Source organism: Pseudomonas sp. UBA6753, from assembly GCF_002453565.1.
GTDB classification, from domain to species: Bacteria; Pseudomonadota; Gammaproteobacteria; order Pseudomonadales; family Pseudomonadaceae; genus Aquipseudomonas; species Aquipseudomonas putida_Z.
The window spans coordinates 40240-57852 of sequence record NZ_DKHD01000004.1; the positions used below are offsets into that span (position 1 = coordinate 40240).

The 17613-nt window shown below is 61.1% G+C and carries 16 protein-coding genes; 6 read left to right on the forward strand and 10 right to left on the reverse strand.

Going from position 1 to position 17613, the window contains the following annotated elements; translation table 11 throughout:
- Positions 1-52 precede the first annotated feature (52 nt).
- The 3 genes from B2790_RS02865 to B2790_RS02875 all read right to left on the reverse strand — a co-directional run bounded on the left by B2790_RS02865 (position 53) and on the right by B2790_RS02875 (position 1889).
- Positions 53-889, reverse strand: coding sequence for a FecR family protein (locus B2790_RS02865; protein ID WP_286918211.1), 837 nt, complete (start codon positions 887-889; stop codon positions 53-55).
- Positions 886-1410, reverse strand: a complete 525-nt coding sequence (locus B2790_RS02870; protein WP_286918212.1) for an RNA polymerase sigma factor — start codon at positions 1408-1410, stop codon at positions 886-888. The genes B2790_RS02865 and B2790_RS02870 overlap by 4 nt, the downstream gene beginning before the upstream one ends.
- 92 nt (positions 1411-1502) lie before the next feature.
- Entirely contained in the window at positions 1503-1889 is a 387-nt protein-coding gene (locus B2790_RS02875; protein ID WP_050706059.1) for a MerR family transcriptional regulator, read from the reverse strand.
- A 73-nt stretch (positions 1890-1962) separates the two neighbouring features.
- Between B2790_RS02875 and B2790_RS02880 the strand changes: the two genes are divergently transcribed.
- The 3 genes from B2790_RS02880 to B2790_RS02890 all read left to right on the forward strand — a co-directional run bounded on the left by B2790_RS02880 (position 1963) and on the right by B2790_RS02890 (position 5655).
- Positions 1963-3060 (forward strand): SDR family oxidoreductase, encoded by a 1098-nt coding sequence (locus B2790_RS02880; RefSeq protein ID WP_286918214.1) that lies wholly within the window; start codon positions 1963-1965, stop codon positions 3058-3060.
- A 160-nt stretch (positions 3061-3220) separates the two neighbouring features.
- The gene (locus B2790_RS02885; protein WP_137164229.1) at positions 3221-4732 is read left to right on the forward strand and encodes a sensor domain-containing diguanylate cyclase; all 1512 of its coding nucleotides are present in this window, start codon (positions 3221-3223) and stop codon (positions 4730-4732) included.
- Positions 4733-4755: 23 nt separating this feature from the next.
- Entirely contained in the window at positions 4756-5655 is a 900-nt protein-coding gene (locus B2790_RS02890; protein ID WP_075045491.1) for a DMT family transporter, read from the forward strand.
- A 48-nt stretch (positions 5656-5703) separates the two neighbouring features.
- Here the strand turns inward: B2790_RS02890 and B2790_RS02895 are convergent, their stop codons facing one another.
- The 4 genes from B2790_RS02895 to B2790_RS02910 all read right to left on the reverse strand — a co-directional run bounded on the left by B2790_RS02895 (position 5704) and on the right by B2790_RS02910 (position 10910).
- On the reverse strand, positions 5704-6957 hold the full coding sequence (locus B2790_RS02895) for an OprD family porin (RefSeq protein WP_286918217.1): 1254 nt from the start codon (positions 6955-6957) through the stop codon (positions 5704-5706).
- 58 nt (positions 6958-7015) lie between these two features.
- Entirely contained in the window at positions 7016-8320 is a 1305-nt protein-coding gene (locus B2790_RS02900) for a CitMHS family transporter (protein ID WP_025339495.1), read from the reverse strand.
- A gap of 123 nt (positions 8321-8443) precedes the next feature.
- Positions 8444-9757, reverse strand: coding sequence for a C4-dicarboxylate transporter DctA (dctA, locus tag B2790_RS02905; protein ID WP_025339496.1), 1314 nt, complete (start codon positions 9755-9757; stop codon positions 8444-8446).
- Between the two features lie 73 nt (positions 9758-9830).
- Positions 9831-10910 (reverse strand): 4-oxalomesaconate tautomerase, encoded by a 1080-nt coding sequence (locus tag B2790_RS02910; protein WP_003256767.1) that lies wholly within the window; start codon positions 10908-10910, stop codon positions 9831-9833.
- A gap of 147 nt (positions 10911-11057) precedes the next feature.
- Between B2790_RS02910 and B2790_RS02915 the strand changes: the two genes are divergently transcribed.
- The gene (locus B2790_RS02915) at positions 11058-11951 is read left to right on the forward strand and encodes a LysR family transcriptional regulator (RefSeq protein ID WP_013972231.1); all 894 of its coding nucleotides are present in this window, start codon (positions 11058-11060) and stop codon (positions 11949-11951) included.
- A gap of 60 nt (positions 11952-12011) precedes the next feature.
- Here B2790_RS02915 and tcuB read toward each other — a convergent pair whose 3' ends face one another.
- The 3 genes from tcuB to B2790_RS02930 form a co-directional block, all read right to left on the reverse strand.
- The gene (gene tcuB / locus B2790_RS02920; protein WP_286918219.1) at positions 12012-13193 is read right to left on the reverse strand and encodes a tricarballylate utilization 4Fe-4S protein TcuB; all 1182 of its coding nucleotides are present in this window, start codon (positions 13191-13193) and stop codon (positions 12012-12014) included.
- Positions 13174-14628: an FAD-dependent tricarballylate dehydrogenase TcuA gene (tcuA, locus tag B2790_RS02925; protein ID WP_286918221.1), complete on the reverse strand. Its 1455-nt coding sequence runs from the start codon at positions 14626-14628 to the stop codon at positions 13174-13176. Before tcuA ends, tcuB begins: the two co-directional genes overlap by 20 nt.
- A 148-nt stretch (positions 14629-14776) precedes the next feature.
- Entirely contained in the window at positions 14777-15697 is a 921-nt protein-coding gene (locus tag B2790_RS02930; protein ID WP_286918223.1) for a LysR family transcriptional regulator, read from the reverse strand.
- A 383-nt stretch (positions 15698-16080) separates the two neighbouring features.
- Here B2790_RS02930 and B2790_RS02935 point away from each other — a divergent pair, with 383 nt between their 5' ends.
- Entirely contained in the window at positions 16081-16437 is a 357-nt protein-coding gene (locus B2790_RS02935; protein WP_075045497.1) for a metalloregulator ArsR/SmtB family transcription factor, read from the forward strand.
- A gap of 113 nt (positions 16438-16550) precedes the next feature.
- On the forward strand, positions 16551-17612 hold the full coding sequence (arsB, locus tag B2790_RS02940; protein WP_286100052.1) for an ACR3 family arsenite efflux transporter: 1062 nt from the start codon (positions 16551-16553) through the stop codon (positions 17610-17612).
- Position 17613 lies beyond the last annotated feature (1 nt).

Here is a 17613-nt window from a genome sequence, read left to right on the forward strand (position 1 = left end):
GCTTTTCCAGTAGCCGCCATGGGGAGCGAGAAACCCTACCTGCGCCTGAGAATTATTTTCTTGTCGATTTGGGTTGAATCCGGACGCTGCCATCCCCTTCTCGCAGCACGGCGACGGGCAGGATGCTTGGCAGCAGATCCAGTAGCAGGTCGACATTGTGCGCCTCGAACACCCCTGTCACCTTGAGTGCGGCCAGGCTTGGGTCGCTCAGCTCGATGGGGGCCTTGCGATAGAGGCGCAGCAACGACACCGCTTCATCCAGCGGCGTCTGCTCGAACACGATGCGGTCATCTTTCCATGCCATCGCCCTTGAGGCGTCGGCCTTCGCAACCGGCATCAGTTGCCCGCCAATCGAGTCGACCTGTTGCCCTGGCCTGAGGGTGACAGGCGCTTGTGCTGCAGCCGCCGCGGTGACGTCCACGCGCCCACGGGCCAAGGACACACGCACCGCGTCGTTATCCAGGCGGCGAACATTGAACAGCGTACCGAGCACCTCGATTTTCGCCAGGCCAGCGGACACCACGAAGGGGCGGTACACGGCCGAGGACACATCGAAAAGCGCCTGCCCTGCGCGCAGGTCGACTTCGCGGCTGAGCAGACGCCAACTGATATCGACATGCGTGCCACTGTCGAGCAGCAGCTTGCTTCCATCGCCCAGCAGCACAGCGCGCCGCTCACCAATGGCGGTAGCGAAACGCTCGCTCTCGTAGGCAGGGTTCAGCCACGCCAGGGCTGCAAAGGCGATCGCAACCGCCAGCGTGATACCTGCCGACTTCACCGCTTTCGAGGGCGCAGGCCTGGACGGCGGCATGGGGAACAGCTGCTTGAGCTCTTCACGATGTCGCCCCAGGGCCTCGTCCAGCGGCGCCTGTTCGGGCTGCTTGGTCATGGATGCACCTCATCGCGCCCAAGCCGTTGCCTGCACGCCGCCAACCCCAGGCGCAGGTGCTTTTCCACTGTCTTGATGGAGATACCGAGGCGAGCGGCTACTTCTGCCTGGGGGATTTCGTGAATCTTGTGCATGACGAAAACAGCCTGACAGCGAGGTGGGAGGTCTGTGATAGCGTCGACGAGCAGTTGAAACTCGCGCTCGCTGTCATACCTGGTCATCGGGGTGGCTGCCGGGCAGGCCACCTCAGGCAGCTCGGAGATAGCCTCTACCCAGGCGCCTCGGCGGCGATCGCTACGATAGCGACTCACGGCGGTGTCGTGGGAGATTTTTCGTAGCAAGGCCAGTGGGGTTCGGACGTTGTCTTTCTCACCGCGCTCAAGCAATTGCACGCACACGTCATGCACTACATCACGCGCCATGCTTCTGTCGCCGAAGCGTCGGCGAATGTGGTCCACCAGATCGTCATAGTGACGTACCAATGTAGACAGCAGCGTCGGTTTGGCGGGATCGAACGACACGATGCATCCTGAATAAGAGGTAGGCCCCGAAACAAGACACAAGTGTAAATGAGAAATAATTGCGAATAAACAAGCTACGGCGTCGAGCCACGCTAAATCGCAGGCAGGTGAGGAATGGTCAGCCCGTTGGCAATGGCACTGGCTTCAAGCTTTGCACGCTCCGCGTCCAGAAGGACATAGGCGGCTTGCAGCGTGGTGATCTTCGCTTGAATGTCGGCCATCTTGCTGGCTACCAACATCGCGCCTTGCGCGCAATCGATCGTATTACCCCGCTTGGCTGCAAGGATGTCGCCGATCTCGGCGAGCGAGAAACCCCCGCTCTGGGCGCTTTGAATAAAGGCCAGATCAACAACGGTCTGGTCGCTGTAGCTGCGGTAATTGTTGGCTTGGCGATGGGCCACGATAAGCCCGAGTTGCTCGTAATAGCGCAGTGTATGGCGGCCGACTCCACTCCGGCGCTCCAACTCTCCAACATTCACAGTAAAAATTCCTTGACTGTAGAGTACGCTCTACACCTTAGCCTGCGCCAATCATCCAGACAAGGATTCAGATATGAGCGTGGAATGCTTCGTCACCGGCGGCAGTGGGTTTGTCGGCCAACACCTACTGGCCCGTCTTACTGCGACAGGGCACAAGACCTGGGTGCTCATGCGCAACCCTGAAAATATCGAACGCCTCAAAGCGCAAGTAAGCCAACTGGGAGGTAACCCTGCATATAATGCAGTTGAAGGAGACATCAGCAGGGATGGACTTGGACTCAGCGAAACAGACAGGCAATGCGTAGCTTCCGTCGCTGTGATCTTCCACCTCGCGGCGCAGTTTACCTGGGGCCTGACAATGGAGCAGGCCCGCGCAGTCAATGTACAAGGGGCGCTGAGAGTCGCCAGGCTCGCGGCGAGCCAGCGTATTCGCTTGCTGATGGTGGGCGGCTATATGCTGCAGAACCTTACCCATCTTTCAAGTATCGGGGTTGATCACGAGCGCCCTGAAAACACCAATTGGCCTGCAGTCTACGGCCGTGTGGGTGGCTACGAAGGCAGCAAGCTGGAGTCCCATTTTGCAGTCATCCGCTACATGCAGGAGGCAGGCGCGGATTACACGATCGTTCATCCTGCTACGGTGTGTGGCCATAGCGAGAGCGGGCATATCCCTCAAGGGCAACCTCTGGCCGACCTCATTCGAAACCTGGCACTGGGCCGGTTCAAGGCTGTCCCTGGTTCCGCCAGGCACTGGTTGCCATTGGTCAGCGTCGATTACCTGGTAAAGATGATGATCTGCGTGGCGTTCGACCCGTCGATGGCCAACCGGCAGGTCCTGGCGCTGTATGAGCACACCCCGAACCTGCAGGGAATGCTCGAGCAATTGGCACAAACGCTGGATATCAAGGCACCCCGCCGCCATGTACCCATAGGGTTGCTGAAGTGGCTATTGGCGATTCCCGGCCTGGCCACCCGATTGTCGATCAGCGCCGAGTCATTGAACTTCATCCAGACGCAGCGCTTCGACATGAGTGACAGCCAGCAACTGGAACAAAAGTATCAGTTGGCACATCCCGACATGGCGCGAACATTGGAAAAGACCGTGCGCTACGTCCAGGGTTACTTGCCCTCTCGTCATGTTCAAACTTCTGCAAAACCTGGCGGAAGATAACAAACGGGTTCTGACAGAGCGCGTAATTCTGTCGAACACTCCGGCAACTTCGGTGTTATATTATTGCACATGAACCAGATGGTTACTTCCTGACCGTCTGGTTAGTTAAAGCGTGTCGACGCTCAACTTGGTCTTTAGGGAAAAAGGCGTGTGAATTGACGTGAAGCGTGACATCCACCTCGTTGTGCTACTGCTATCGGTCATCGGTTGCTCTCTCGCCTCGTTAACGCTGTGGAAGGTCATGGCTTCTCGCGAGCGCGCCCTGGAAGACGTCAATGTCCATGGCCTGAACCTGACCCAGGCACTGTCCACCTATTCGGAAGGTATCGTCCGGCAGAGCTCGATGCTGCTGCTCGGCCTGGTCGAGCGCCTGGAAACCGAGGGCGCCGGGCCTGCGCAGATCGAACGTCTGGATCAACTGGTCAAGCGCCAGCAACCATTGATGCCGCCGATGAGCGGCATCATGATCTACGCCAGGGACGGACGCTGGCTGATGTCGTCCAACCAGCCGACACCCGTCGGTGCCAACAGCAGCGATCGAGCCTTTTTCATCCACCACCGTGACGACCCATCCCGCGACCCCTTCATCGGGCTGCCAATCCGTAGCCGCGTCAACCAGGAATGGGTGATCACCATCAGCCGGCGGTTCAACGATGACCACGGCGAGTTCGCCGGCGTTGTCGCCATGACGCTTGGCGTGGAGAACTTCCTGCAGCTTTTCGGCAAACTGGATGTCGGCCATGACGGTGCCATCGGGCTGGCCTACACCGACGGTTCCATGCTGGTGCGCTACCCATTTCGGGAACAGGACATGGGGCGCAACTTTTCGAAGTCGCCCATCTTTACCAAGTATCTCGTTGACCAGCCAGCGGGCACCGCATCGTTCACCTCCAGCCTGGACGGCGTGGAGCGCCTCTATGCGTTTCGCAAGAGCGACAAGCTACCCCTGGTGACAACGGTCGCGCTGGGCAAGCAGGAAGCACTCTCGGCCTGGCGGCTCGAGGCGCTGCTGTCGTCACTGGTGGTCGCTGCGCTGCTGGCACTGATCGGGGCCATTGGCTGGCTGCTGATTCGCGCCATGAGCCGGCGCAGTGCGGTCGAAAGCGAGCTTCGACTGACCCAGCAGCAGTTGCTGGAGAGCAATCAACAACTCGAAAGCCTGGCAATGCACGATGCGCTCACGGGGCTTGCCAACCGGCGCTGCTTTGACGAGGCGCTGACCCAGGAAATCCGCACCGCCCATCGAAACGGCACCACGCTGGCTTTGCTGATGATCGATATCGACCATTTCAAACGCTACAACGACACCTATGGGCATCCGGCTGGCGACGCCTGCCTGCAGCAGATGGCTGCCCTGCTCTCTTCCTGCATCCGCCGCCCTCGTGACCTGCTGGCACGCTACGGGGGTGAGGAACTGGCCGTGATCCTGCCCGATACCGACAACGACGGAGCGGCCGTCGTCGCCAGGCTGATGCTCGAGCGCCTGGCCTTGCAACCTATCCCTCACAAAGGCAGCCCTTTCGGGCATGTGACCGCCAGCATCGGCATCGCCTGCGCCGATGGAGCGGCCCTCGAAAGCCCACCATCGCTGATTGAACGCGCCGACCGGGCGCTCTACATCGCCAAGCAGGCGGGCCGCAATCGCCTGCATGTCGACCGGGCGAAGGCATAAAGCCAATAACAAGGAATGTACAAATGCAATCTCATTTCGGCAAAGGCGTACTCTTTGCACTCTTCGCCGCTGCATTGAATGCAACGATCGGCGTACTCAGCAAAGTGTTGATGAACAGTGGATTCAGCTCCAGCAGCATCGCCCTGATAAAAACAGTCCTCGGCTGCCTGTTGCTGTCAGCATTGCTCCTGTTTCTAAAGCGGCCCCTGCATACGGCCAAGTGGTTCCATGCTGCCGTTTGCGCATTTCTCGGCATTTTTGTGTTGTTCCACTTTGAAACCTCGGCCTATAGCCATTACGCCGCGGCAGGCGTCGTGGTGATCCTGATGGCAAGCGCGTCCATATCTTCGATATTACTGGGGCGAATAGTTCTCAAGGACCCGATCACCGCCAACGCGACGGTAGGCGCCGGTTTGACCATAGCTGGCATTGCCGTGATTTTTGGCGCCGACCTGGAACAAGGCTTTACGCTGCAAGGTGCAGTGCTCGCTTCGATCGGAGGCTGCGGTTATGGCGCATTTTCGGTTGCCATGAAGCGCATGGGCGTTTCCGGGGGGCTGCATTTCACTCGGCAACTATTGTTTTTCGGCAGCCTCTACCTGCTGATGCCGGCTGCAACCGATGGGTTCAACATTGGCGAGCTGTCGCTGGTGGCGGTCATGGCACTGCTGGCGCTGGCCGCGTTGCCGACCATCCTCGGCTTCTTCTGTACCACCAAGGCCATCGAGTACCTGAAACCCTCGCAAGTCCAGGCGCTGGAGCTGACCGAGCCGCTGTTTGCCGCACTGCTGGCGTTCGTGGTGCTCAATGAAGTACCGCGGGACACGTTGTACCTGGGGGCCGGGCTGATTCTCTTCGGCCTGTGCTTCTCCAATGAGCTGATCCGACTGGGCAAGAAAGCGCCACAGCCGTCCAAAGCATGAAACGCGTGCGAGCAAGCACCTCGAGGCATGCATGCTCGCACGGCCGCATTACCAGATCGCAATATCGTAGGTCAGGTAGATCCGGTTGCTGTCGCGCCCTCGGGAAAAGTCAGAGCGGTAGACGTAGTTGCGAAGCTTCACACCCAGACCTTTGACAGGCCCGGATTGCACCACATAGGCAAGCTCCACGTCACGCTCCCACTCGCTGAGCCCGGCATCAGCCGAGCGACCGTTGTCCCCGCTCAGGTAGCGCGCCATGAAGGTCAGCCCGGGGACACCGGCCGCAGCAAAGTTGTAGGCATAGCTGGCCATCCAGGTTTTCTCTTCCTCCTCGATGAACTTGCCGATGCCGACGTTACTGAACGAGTAGACCGTCGCGCCGCTGATGTATGGCAGCCCTGCCTCGCCGTCGAGCACCTGGTAACCGGCACCGACAGTGTGCCCGGAGTGGGTATAGGACAGCTGCCCACTGAACATGTCATTGTCTATCTGACCACCATGAGCGGCCCCGCTGTCGCGGCTCTTGAAATAGCGCAAGTCGGTGGTCAATATACCGCCGGCCAACGGCAGGTCGTGGATCAGGCCTAGGTAGTCCTGGCGATAGAAGTGTTCGAGCTGGCCGTGGAAATAGCTCAAGCGCAGCTGCTTGCTGGCGGCATATTCGGCCCCCGCAAAGCTGAAATCGCCAGACTCGCTGCCACTGTAACCATCCAGGAACAGGCCGGTGCTGTCGGAGGAGTCCCGCTGCTTGAAACGGTCCAGGTGGCCGGCGGTCAGGGTCAGGCCATCGACATCAGTACTGGTCAGCTGCGTACCCTGGTAGGTCTGCGGCAACAATCGCGCATCGTTGTACACCAGCACCGGTGTCTTGGGCAGCAAGGTGCCATGCTTGACGATGGTCTGCCCCAGTCGCGCCTTGGCCGTCACACCGGCACTGGCGAACTCGTCCGCGGCACGGCCATCGTCATGCACCGGCAGCAAGCCGGTACCGCTGCGCCCGCGGCCCGAATCGAGCCGTACGCCTACAAGCCCCAGGGCATCGAGCCCCAGCCCCAGCGGGCCTTGGGTGAACCCTGATTGGTAGTCGAGCAGAAAACCCTGTGCCCATTCCACACGCTCGCTCTTTGCAGTTGCAGCAGCGCGGGCGCTCATGCCTTGTTCGTCGCGGAAGTTTTCGTTGAAGTAAACGTTGCGCAGCTGCAGCTTGAGCTTGCCGTCGTCGATGAATCCGGCAGCGCCGGCCACAGGCAGCCAGCCGCAGAGCAGGCCACAGGTGGCCCCACGGAAAACAATTCGGGACATTTTCGATACTCTGTTGTTGTTCTTGGATGAGGTGGGCGCCAGCAGCACCCGAGGCAGATCAGACGAAGAAGGACAAGGCACCCGTGACCAAGGCCAGTGCGGTGATGACCAGTGATGTCAGCACCGCCCATTTCACGGTGGCCTTCTGGAAGTCGCCGATGTCGCGATCGACCATGCCCACCAGCAGCAAGGTCGAGGCCACCAGCGGGCTCATCAGGTGCACCGGCTGCCCCAGCACCGAGGCGCGGGCGATTTCAACCGGGTCGATGCCGTAGGCGGCCGCAGCGTTGGCAAGGATCGGCACCACGCCAAAGTAGTAAGCGTCGTTGGACAGTACGAAGGTCAGCGGCATGCTGGTCAGCGCCACCACCAGCGGGAACCAGTGGCTCCAAGCCTCGGGAATCCAGTCGACCAGGGTCTGCGCCAGTGCATCGACCATCTTGGTGCCCGAGAAGATCCCCGCGAAGATGCCTGCGGCGAATACCAGCAGTACCACGGTCATGGCGTTGCCGGAGTGGGCGAGGATGCGCTCTTTCTGCAGATCCAGTTGCGGGTAGTTGATCATCAGCGCTGCGACGAAACCGATCATGAACAACAGAGCGGAGTGCATGACGCCCATCACCAGCGCAGTCATGACGGCAATCACCAGCACCAGGTTCACATACGCCAGGCGCGGGCGCTTGTGCGGGTTGTCGCCGAGGATTTCCTTGATGTAGCAGTTGCCGCCACCCGACTCCAGGGCGATGTTGCCGATGCGTCGGCGCTCGGCGCGGCCCAGCAGGAAGGCGGTGAACACCACCCAGGCCGCACCGCCGATCACGGTCGGCAGCATCGGGATGAAGTACTCGGTCGCATCCAGCCCGAGCGCGGCAATGGCCCGGGTGGCCGGCCCACCCCAAGGGCTCATGCCACTCATGATGCTCAGCGACAGCATGGATACCGTGGCCAGGATCATCGGGTTCATGCCGATGCGCTTGTACAGCGGCAGCATGGCTGCGCAGGTAATCATGTAGGTGGTGGTGCCGTCACCGTCGAGCGCCACCAGCAGCGACAGCAGCGCGGTACCGATGGCGATCTTGACCGGGTCGCCATTGACGCGCTTGAGGATCTTGCGGATCAGCGGGTCGAACAGGCCGGCATCGATCATCAGGCCGAAGAACAGGATGGCGAACAGCAACAGCGCTGCCGAGGGCGCCACCATTTTCAAGCCATCGAGCATCATCTTGCCCAGTTCGGGGGCGAAGCCACCGATCACAGCGAAGACAATGGGTACCACGGTGAGCGCAACGATTGGCGACAGGCGTTTGCTCATGATCAGGTAGGTGAAGGTCACCACCATGATCAGGCCCAGGAGTGCGAGCATGGTCTTTTCTCTTGTTTTTATTCTATCGCGGCCATCGGCAAGGCAGACGGCCCCCTACCCCACTCGGCATCGCCAGGATGCTGAGTGGGATTTTAAGTCAACAATGGGAGATGGAAGAGGCTTTCAGCTGTGATGCCGAGGCTCGGCAGACCAGTCGGCCTGCGCAATATCCGCCTCGTCCGGTGCAGCCGGAATGCCGTTCAGGCGGCGCAGCAAGGTTTCCCGTTCACAGGCATTCTCCGACAGCGAGATGACCACGGTGGCCACGGCGTTGCTGGCCAGGCTGGTCAGGGCACGCGCCTCGGACATGAAGCGATCGATGCCGATCAGCAAGGCAAGCCCTGCCAACGGAATGTCGTGAATCACGGTCAAGGTCGAAGCCAGTGCAACGAAGCCACTACCGGTCACACCCGCTGCGCCTTTTGACGACAACAGCATGATCGCCAGCATCGTCACCGTCTGGCCCAGGCTCAGGTCGATGTTGCAGGCTTGAGCGATGAAGACTGCCGCCAACGACAGGTAGATGGCTGTACCGTCGAGGTTGAAGGAGTAACCGGTTGGCAATACCAACCCGACCACGCCTTTCTTGCAGCCCAATTTCTCCAGTTTCTCCAGCATGCGTGGCAGCACGGGCTCGGTGGACGAGGTGCCGAGCACCACCAGAAACTCCTCGCGGAAATAGCGCAGCAGCTTCCACAGGCTGAAACCATGGGCACGGCAGATACCACCGAGCACCACCAGCACGAAGAACGCACAGGCGATGTAGAGCGTACCGACCAGCTTGGCCAGTGCCCCCAGGGACGTCACGCCGTACTGCCCGACGGTAAAGGCCAGCGCACCGAAGGCGCCGACCGGGGCGAAGCGCATCAGGTATCCAAAGATGCGAAACACCATGGTCGAGGCAGATTCCAGCACATCGAGTACCGGCTTGCCCTTCTCGCCCATGGACGACAGGGCAAAACCGCTGAGCACCGCGATGAACAGCACCGGCAACACTTCGCCCTTGTTGAACGCCCCGATGAAGGTGTCGGGAATGATGTGCATGAAGAAATCGACCACGCTGAGCTTTGCCGCAGACGCGGCGTACTGGCCGAGCCCCGCGGTGCTTAGCGTGGCGGGGTCGATGTTCATGCCGACACCTGGGCGGAACAGGTAAACCGCTGCCAGGCCGATCATCAGGCTGATGACGGTCAATACCAGGAACAGCAGCAAGGTCTTGCTCATCAAACGCCCGAGGGAGCGCTTGTCGGTCATCCCGGCGATACCGGTGACGATGGTGCAGAAGACCACCGGCGCGATCATCATCTTGATCAGCTTGATGAACGCATCACCCAGGGGCTTGAGCGCAACGGCCTGTTGCGCCCAGAAGTGACCGACCACCACGCCCAGCAGGACGGCGCAGAGGATCTGGAAGTACAGCGATTTGGCGAGTCTCATGAGGCATCACCCATTGTTGAAATTGTGCGGATGCGCTTGTTGCGAATGTACAGGTCTGGACTACCGCCTGGGCCTACCCCGCCAACCTGCGGAATGTAGGCGCGTAAACGAAGCCTGAGAACAGCCGCCGGGCGGTTCGCACCACAGAGGCCTGAATCGTCTTGCCATCGGCGCCGCTGCGTGACAGCGCGACATCGATACCGCCGCTTGGGTGTTCCAGGCGTACCTCGGCCAGTTGCTCGGCGCCCTCGCCCAGCAGTTCGCCGATCACCGTACCCGGGCTGACGCAGGCAGTCGCCAGCCCTATCGCTCCGGTGATGGCCAAGGCACGGTGGCAGTTGTGCGGCATGAAGTAGCGGACCTGCAACGTGCCGTCATAGCGGGGCTTGGACACCAGCACAGGCTTGGGGATGACCATGCCGCTGACATCGCCCAGGCCCATGGCCTTGCCGGCTTTCAGCCGCAACGCCTCGAGGCGCTCGAGCAATTCGCCGTTGGCGTCGAGTTCGGCCGGGGATTCCGAGCCGGTGACGCCCAGTTGGCTGGCCTCCACCACCATCATCGGCATGGCCATGTCGATGCAGGTGACCGCAACGCCGTCGATCACATCCTTGGCCTTGCCGGTCGGGAACAGCTTGCCGGTCTTGCTGCCGACCGCATCGAGGAAGGTCAGGTGCACCGGAGCGGCAGTGCCCGGTACGCCATCGATCGCCGTGCGGCCTTCATAGCGCACGATGCCGCCGGGGGTTTCCACCAGCGAATTGACGAAAGTGCCGGTGTTGAGGTTGCGAATACGCACCAGCGTCTTGCCGTCCTGGCCTTTGACAAGCCCTTGCTCGATGGCGAACGGGCCAACGGCGCACAGCATGTTGCCGCAGTTGGGCGCGGTATCAACCCGGCGCTGGGCGACCATGACCTGCACGAACAGGTAGTCGACGTCGGCGTCGGCATGCAGCGAGGGGCTGACAATCGCTACCTTGCTGGTCTGCGGGCTACCGCCACCGATGCCGTCGATTTCCAGTTCATGCCCGGAACCCATCAGGTTGATCAGCAATTCGTCGCGTTCGACCACATTGGCAGGAAGGTCCCATGCGTGGAAAAAGGGGCCCTTGGAGGTGCCACCGCGCATGAGTACGCAAGGAATTCGTTGCATGATTTCGCACTCTTGTTGATCAATGGACATCATTGATGCTGTGGACAAAAGATTGACAGGGATGGATAAATCAATCCAATGCAAATATCGTAGCTATTATTGCGATTCAAGCATCAATTCAGAACCGACTGCCAAGAGCGATCCGAGATGGAATATGAGCTGCAAGACATACGATCTTTCGTGAAAATCGCCGAACTCGGCAGCTTCCACGAAGCCGCAGAAGCGTTGCACCTGTCGCAGCCCGCCTTGAGCCGGCGGATCAAGAAGCTCGAGGAAGGCTTGGGCACTTCGTTGCTGGAACGCACTACTCGTCGCGTCAGCCTGACCAGCGTCGGGCGTGACTTCCTGCCCAAGGCAAGGCGCCTGCTGGATGACTTCGAAGACTCGATCCTGAGCATTCGCGAACTCGCAGAACGACAGACCGGTCAGGTAACCCTCGCCTGTATTCCGACTGCAGCGTTCTATTTCCTGCCGTCGGTGATCCGTGACTACAACGAGCAATACCCCAAGATCCGCATTCGTCTGCTGGACCTCAGTGCCAACGACGGGCTCGAAGCCGTGCTGCGGGGTGAGGCCGATTTCGGTATCAACATGATGAGCGGCCAGCACCCGGACATCGAGTTCGTCTCCCTGGTACAGGAGCACTTCGTGCTGGCCTGCCGCAGGGACCACAAGCTGGCGAACCGTGAGGCCGTCACCTGGACAGAACTGGCCGACTACCGCCTGATCGGCGTAGGCCGGCTTAGCGGTAACCGGATGCTGCTGGACCATGCCCTGTCCGGGCTCAACCTGCGGCCCAAGTGGTTCTACGAGGTTCAGCATCTGTCCACCTCGCTGGGCATGGTCGAGGCCGGGCTGGGCGTGTCGGCCATGCCCAGCCTGGCCATGCCCAGCGCCGACCACCCGACGCTGGTCAGCGTGCCGCTGATCGAACCCCAGGTAACCCGTACCCTTGGTTTGGTCTACCGCAGAGGGGCGTCGCTGTCGCCGGCAGCGGAGAAGTTCGTGTCGATCCTGCTGGACAAGTGGCCCAACCGCTGAACGAAATGCCTTGCTTCCGGCTCGGCACGGCGCAGGGGAAATACAGGCTGAGTTCATGGTTCACTCCCCGCCCAGGCCCAGCTTGTTGGGGCGGCGCTTCTCGATTGCAAACTTGAGCAGTGCCGCGCTGCGGAACAGGCCATGGGCAAACTTGCCATAGGGCAGCGTGATGAACAGCGCCATCACCGTCCCCAGGTGAAGCGCCAGCACGATCGCCATCGCGGCGGTATCACGCAGGCCCAGCAAGGCAAGGCCTGTGGCGCTGACCAACAGCAGAAGCAGAATGAAGGCCCGGTCCATGAGGCGCTGGGCCACATCGCCCTGCTCCGGCGCCCTGCGCAGGTTCAGCGCCAGCAACCCGGCCGGCCCGACAATCAAGCCAATTCCGCCCAGGGTTCCGAGCAACACCGGTGCGCTCAACAGCGGGTACGGCGCCTGCTGGCCCAGCAGGTAGTGATACCCGGTGGCGACCACCGTGGCGGCAAAGCACAGCATGAAGCCGTAGAAGGTGAAGTGATGGAAGCGACGGCGCCAGAGCGTGTAGCGATCATCGGCGTTGTTGCAACCTTGGCCGTGCCCGCCGTCCAGGTATTTCAGGGTCAACGCCGCGCTTGATGCCTCGAACACCGCCCCTTTGGTCGGTTGCGCCAGCGCCTCGGCAGGCGAGACCGAACGCCAGAAGCGACGTACCGCCACCGCCAGGGCCAGCGCTGCAGCGGCAAAGACGCTACCGAACATCAGTGCCAGGGTGTTGTGCGGGAAGACCGCATAGAAATTCCCAGCCAACCGCCCGGGCAGCAGCGTGCCGTTGACGAACAAGGTCAGCAGCAGGAACAGCGACAAGGCTACGGCCAATGCACTGGCGACATAGGTGCCGTTGTGCCTGTACAGCCGCCCGAAGAGGGCCGGCCAGGCGTACTCGGCGTATGTCTGCCCGCGCACCTTGGCCATCGCCTGGGGCACGTTCACCGCGAATTCGTGGGGCTGCGCGTACTGGCAGGCATGCAGGCAGGCGCCGCAGTTGTGGCACAGGTTGGCCAGGTAATGGATATCTGCCTTGCCGAACTCCAGCCTGCGGGTCATCGCCGGGAAAACGGCGCAAAAGCCCTCGCAGTAACGGCAGGCATTGCAGATCCGCATTTGCCGGTCCACTTCCTGCTCCTCGACGTTCAACACCGGGATCAGTTCGAGGGCCGACCCGGCGGCATCAGGCTGGCGTGGTTCAGGCAGTTGCGCAGTCATGGCTCTTCTCTTTTTCTGGATGTTCGTAACCCGCCGCCGCAGCAGCGCTGGTTCCGGCGATACGGCCGAAGGCGGTGCCGATGGACATGCCGACGCCTGCGGTGTAGCCCTTGCCCAGTACATTGCCCGCCATCATTTCACCGGCAACGAACAGGTTCGGGCTGGGACGCCCGTCGAAATGAACGGCGGCGGTTTCATCGGTGCGCAGCCCCAGGTAGGTGAAAGTCACGCCAGGGCGCAGCGGGTAGCCGTAGTAGGGGGGCGTATCGATCGGGCGCGCCCAGTGGCTTTTCACCGGTTCCAGGCCAACGGTGTGGCAGTCGTCCAGCCGTGTGTGGTCGAAAGTGCCCACCTGGCAGGCTCGGTTGTAGGCATGTACGGTTTCGAGGAAGGCCTGCACAGGCAAACCGAGCAGGCCGGCCAACGCCTCAAGGCTATCGGCGGTGGCGCCCGGGAAAACCGGTGGCATGAAGCGCCCGAGGGCTTTCCGGTCGATGATCGAAAACCCGACCTGCCCTGGCTGATGCGCCACCAGGCGCCCCCAGATGGCATAGCGCTTGGGCCAGAAATCCTCGCCTTCATCGTAGAAGCGCTGGCCGTCGCGGTTGACCACCACGCCCAGCGACACACAATCGATGCGCGTGCAGATGCCGCCGTCGTATAGCGGTGCGCGGGCATCGATCGCCACCATATGTGCCTGGGTCGGGTCGCCAATCGTGTCGGCGCCCTGTTCGATCATGCGGCGCAACAGCACACCATCATTGAAACGCGTACCACGGATAAGGAAGTTGTCCGAAGGCCACTCCCCTCGCTCGTTCTGCCCCCACGCCTCGCGCAACCATTGGCGGTTGGACTCGAAACCACCGGCGGCAAGCACACAGGTACGCGCCTCGATGCGCTCGGCAGGCAGGTGTCGCCCCTGAACCTCAGGCGCCGGCACATGGGCCGCGACGAAGCGTCCGCCCTGCAGTTCGATGTCGGCTACTGGCGTGTCGTAGCGTATCTGTACGCCAAGGTTTTCGGCGCTGCGGAAGTAGGCATTGACCAGCGCCTTGCCGCCGCCCATGAAGAAGGCATTGGTCCGTGCGGTGTGCAGCGCACCTGACAATGAGGGCTGGAAATGCACGCCATGCCGGCGCATCCACCCACGGCAGCTGGAGGATGCGCGAATCACCAGGCGCGCAAGCTTTTCGTTGGTCTGGCCACCTGTGACCTTCAGCAGGTCCTGCCAGAACTCCTCTTCCGGGTACGCCTCGAGCAGTACGTCCTGGGGGCCATCATGCATGCACCGCAGGTTACGCGTGTGTTGTGAGTTGCCACCACGCCAGGCGCGGGGTGCGGCCTCGAGCAGCAGCACGCTGGCTCCGGCCTCTCGCGCCATCAGCGCGGCACAGAGGGCGGCATTGCCCCCTCCGATGACTAGCACATCGATCATTTCGCCTCCAGATCACGAAGAGCCGAATGTTCGGCTGCTCCTCGTGACCGGGGACTTTAATGAGAGCCTGGAGGGCGCGAAACGCGATCGTCGAGGGGAGGCATTCAGTTTTTCTAAAGGGGCTGGAAGAGCGTACCCAGAATCCGGGTCAAAGCAGCCGGGCCCCAGGCCATCGGCCCTGCTCCACCAGATCCCGAGCGACCTCCTGCAGTACGATCCGCGTTGCCAACGCTGCCGGCGAGAGCTCGTCATCGGTCAGGCTGACAATGACATTGCGACGCTGCGCCTGTGCTTCATCGATGGCAAACACGCGCAGGCCCGCCTGATGCGCACGGGCCACCGTCGCGCCGGGCTGGATGGTGGCGGCATGGCCCGCACACACGCAATCCATCAACAGCGACAAACCATCGACTTCCATGACGATGCTGGCCTCCAGCCCTGCCCGCTCGAAAATCGAGCGCAACGTCGTTCGCAGACCGTGTTGCGTGCTTGGCATAACCAACGGCAGCGTCGCGATCTGTTGCAACGTGAGCGACTCGCCCCAGCCGTCCTTGACCAGCGGTGCGGGAACCAGCACAAACAGCCGCTCCGTCAGCAGCCCCCGCACCTCCAGGCGCGGCCCCGTCTCTGCCTGGAACAGCACCGCCAGGTCGAGGTGCCGGGCATTGAGTTGGTTCATCAGATAACCAGACAGCATTTCCACCAGGTGCAGCCTGATGTCGGGATAGCGTTCGCGCATCCTGTCGATCAACGCCAAGCCAAGGATCGATGCAGTGGTTGGTGCCAGCCCCACGCTGGCATAGCCGCTCATGCGGCCACTTTGAGCTGCCAGCACAGCATGTTCCGCCTGACGAAGCGCAAGACGCGCATGGTATTCGAAGGCCAGTCCGGCCGCGGTCGGCGCTACGCCGGTGCTCGAACGCGTCAAAAGCCGGGTACTCACCTCGCTCTCCAGCTTCGACAGTTGCTGGCTCAGTGCGGAGGCGCCGATCCCGAGCTCGACCGCCGCCCGGCCAAGACTGCCGTACTCCAGAACACTCAGGAAATAGCGAAGCTGACGTAACTCCATACAGATCTCTTCAACGATGGGGGCAGGCCTGGAGCATGTTAAACGTATTTGCACAGCCTTGATCGACAGAACGCTACCGTGCCTCATCAAGTTGACAGGGACCCTGTGGGAGCGGCCTTGTGTCGCGAAAGGGCTGCAAAGCGGCCCCAGGTTTGATGCGCAACAGTTGAAATTGCTGGGGCTGCTTTGCAGCCCTTTCGCGACACAAGGCCGCTCCCACAGGGATCGCGCCAGCTTTGGGAATTGAGCAAGGCCGTTGCTTTCACAAGGTGCGCAGAACAGATCCGGCGGCCTTGCAATACATTCGAAAATCCGTATATTCGAAAAAACATATACAGTGAATACCCCGCCATAGGCACCAACTGCCCGCACCGAGAACACCCATGACTGACTCGCTGACCCCGACCCAGGTCTTCAAATGCCTCGCCGACGAGAACCGCATTCGGATGATGCTGCTGATCACTCGTGAGGAAGAGCTGTGCGTCTGTGAACTGATCTGCGCCCTGGAAGAAAGCCAACCCAAGGTTTCTCGCCACCTCGCACAACTGCGCACCTGCGGCCTGCTTGAAGACCGCAGGCAGGGCCAATGGGTTTACTACCGCCTGCATCCAGAGCTGCCCGCCTGGGTACGCGATGTCCTGGTAACCACGCTGGAAGCCAATCGCGAATGGTTGAGCACCAGCGCCAAACGACTGGACACCATGGGTGACCGCCCACAGCGCGTCGCTGCCTGCTGCTGACCACTGCCGAGAAAAAGGCATTTCTCGCATTGCCTTTCGAACAACCGGATGCCGCCCGGCTCAAGGCCGAGCTGGCGATCATCGGAACGCTCTGACGTTCAGGGAGATACACCATGAGCAAAAGCCGGCTTTCATTCCTCGACCGCTACCTGACGGTCTGGATCTTCCTGGCCATGGGCCTGGGGATTGCTCTCGGCAGCCTGTTCCAGGGGTTGCCAGCGTGGCTGCACAGTCTGTCGGTGGGCTCGACGAACATTCCCATCGCAATCGGCCTGATCGTCATGATGTACCCGCCATTGGCGAAGGTGAAATACGAGGAGTTGCCACAGGTCTTCAAGGACAAGCGCATCCTCGCCCTGTCGCTGATCCAGAACTGGGTGATCGGCCCGGTGCTGATGTTCGGGCTGGCAGTAGTGTTCCTTTCCGACAAGCCCGAGTACATGACCGGCCTGATACTCATCGGCCTGGCGCGTTGCATCGCCATGGTGCTGGTATGGAACCAGATCGCCGGCGGCAATAACCAGTACGTGGCCGGCCTGGTCGCCTTCAACAGCATTTTCCAGATCCTGTTCTTCAGCGTGTACGCCTGGATCTTCCTGGGCCTGCTGCCGCCACTGTTTGGCCTGGAGGGTAGCGTCATCGAGACCAGCTTCCTCGATATAGCCCAATCCGTGCTGATCTACCTGGGTATCCCGTTCCTGGCCGGTTTCCTGACCCGCAAGACCCTGATCAGCCGTAAAGGCGCCACCTGGTACCAGGAGCACTTCATTCCGAAAATCAGCCCGCTGACCCTCGTGGCGTTGCTGCTGACCATCGTTGCCATGTTCAGCCTGAAAGGCGACATGGTGCTGCAACTGCCGCTGGACGTGCTGCGCATTGCCATCCCGCTGACCATCTATTTCGTGGTCATGTTCTTCATCAGCTTCTGGATGGGCAAGCTGCTGGAGGCCGACTACCCCCGCACCACTGCGCTGGCCTTCACTGCGGCAAGCAACAACTTCGAACTGGCCATTGCGGTGGCCATCGCCACCTTCGGCCTCGCCTCGCCGGTCGCGTTTGCCACCGTCATCGGGCCCTTGGTGGAAGTGCCGGTACTGATCTCGCTGGTTGGCGTGGCCTGGTGGCTGAAGCGTCGCTGGTTCGATCAGCCATCGGGTGCCTTGTCCCAGGAGTGAA

What these genes read in the sequence shown, in the direction of transcription:
- B2790_RS02865 (WP_286918211.1), bottom strand. Translation starts at nt 889, where the DNA reads ATGACCAAGCAGCCCGAACAGGCGCCGCTGGACGAGGCCCTGGGGCGA.
- B2790_RS02880 (WP_286918214.1), top strand. Translation starts at nt 1,963, where the DNA reads ATGAGCGTGGAATGCTTCGTCACCGGCGGCAGTGGGTTTGTCGGCCAA.
- B2790_RS02890 (WP_075045491.1), top strand. Translation starts at nt 4,756, where the DNA reads ATGCAATCTCATTTCGGCAAAGGCGTACTCTTTGCACTCTTCGCCGCT.
- B2790_RS02895 (WP_286918217.1), bottom strand. Translation starts at nt 6,957, where the DNA reads ATGTCCCGAATTGTTTTCCGTGGGGCCACCTGTGGCCTGCTCTGCGGC.
- B2790_RS02900 (WP_025339495.1), bottom strand. Translation starts at nt 8,320, where the DNA reads ATGCTCGCACTCCTGGGCCTGATCATGGTGGTGACCTTCACCTACCTG.
- dctA (WP_025339496.1), bottom strand. Translation starts at nt 9,757, where the DNA reads ATGAGACTCGCCAAATCGCTGTACTTCCAGATCCTCTGCGCCGTCCTG.
- B2790_RS02910 (WP_003256767.1), bottom strand. Translation starts at nt 10,910, where the DNA reads ATGCAACGAATTCCTTGCGTACTCATGCGCGGTGGCACCTCCAAGGGC.
- B2790_RS02915 (WP_013972231.1), top strand. Translation starts at nt 11,058, where the DNA reads ATGGAATATGAGCTGCAAGACATACGATCTTTCGTGAAAATCGCCGAA.
- tcuB (WP_286918219.1), bottom strand. Translation starts at nt 13,193, where the DNA reads ATGACTGCGCAACTGCCTGAACCACGCCAGCCTGATGCCGCCGGGTCG.
- tcuA (WP_286918221.1), bottom strand. Translation starts at nt 14,628, where the DNA reads ATGATCGATGTGCTAGTCATCGGAGGGGGCAATGCCGCCCTCTGTGCC.
- B2790_RS02930 (WP_286918223.1), bottom strand. Translation starts at nt 15,697, where the DNA reads ATGGAGTTACGTCAGCTTCGCTATTTCCTGAGTGTTCTGGAGTACGGC.
- B2790_RS02935 (WP_075045497.1), top strand. Translation starts at nt 16,081, where the DNA reads ATGACTGACTCGCTGACCCCGACCCAGGTCTTCAAATGCCTCGCCGAC.
- arsB (WP_286100052.1), top strand. Translation starts at nt 16,551, where the DNA reads ATGAGCAAAAGCCGGCTTTCATTCCTCGACCGCTACCTGACGGTCTGG.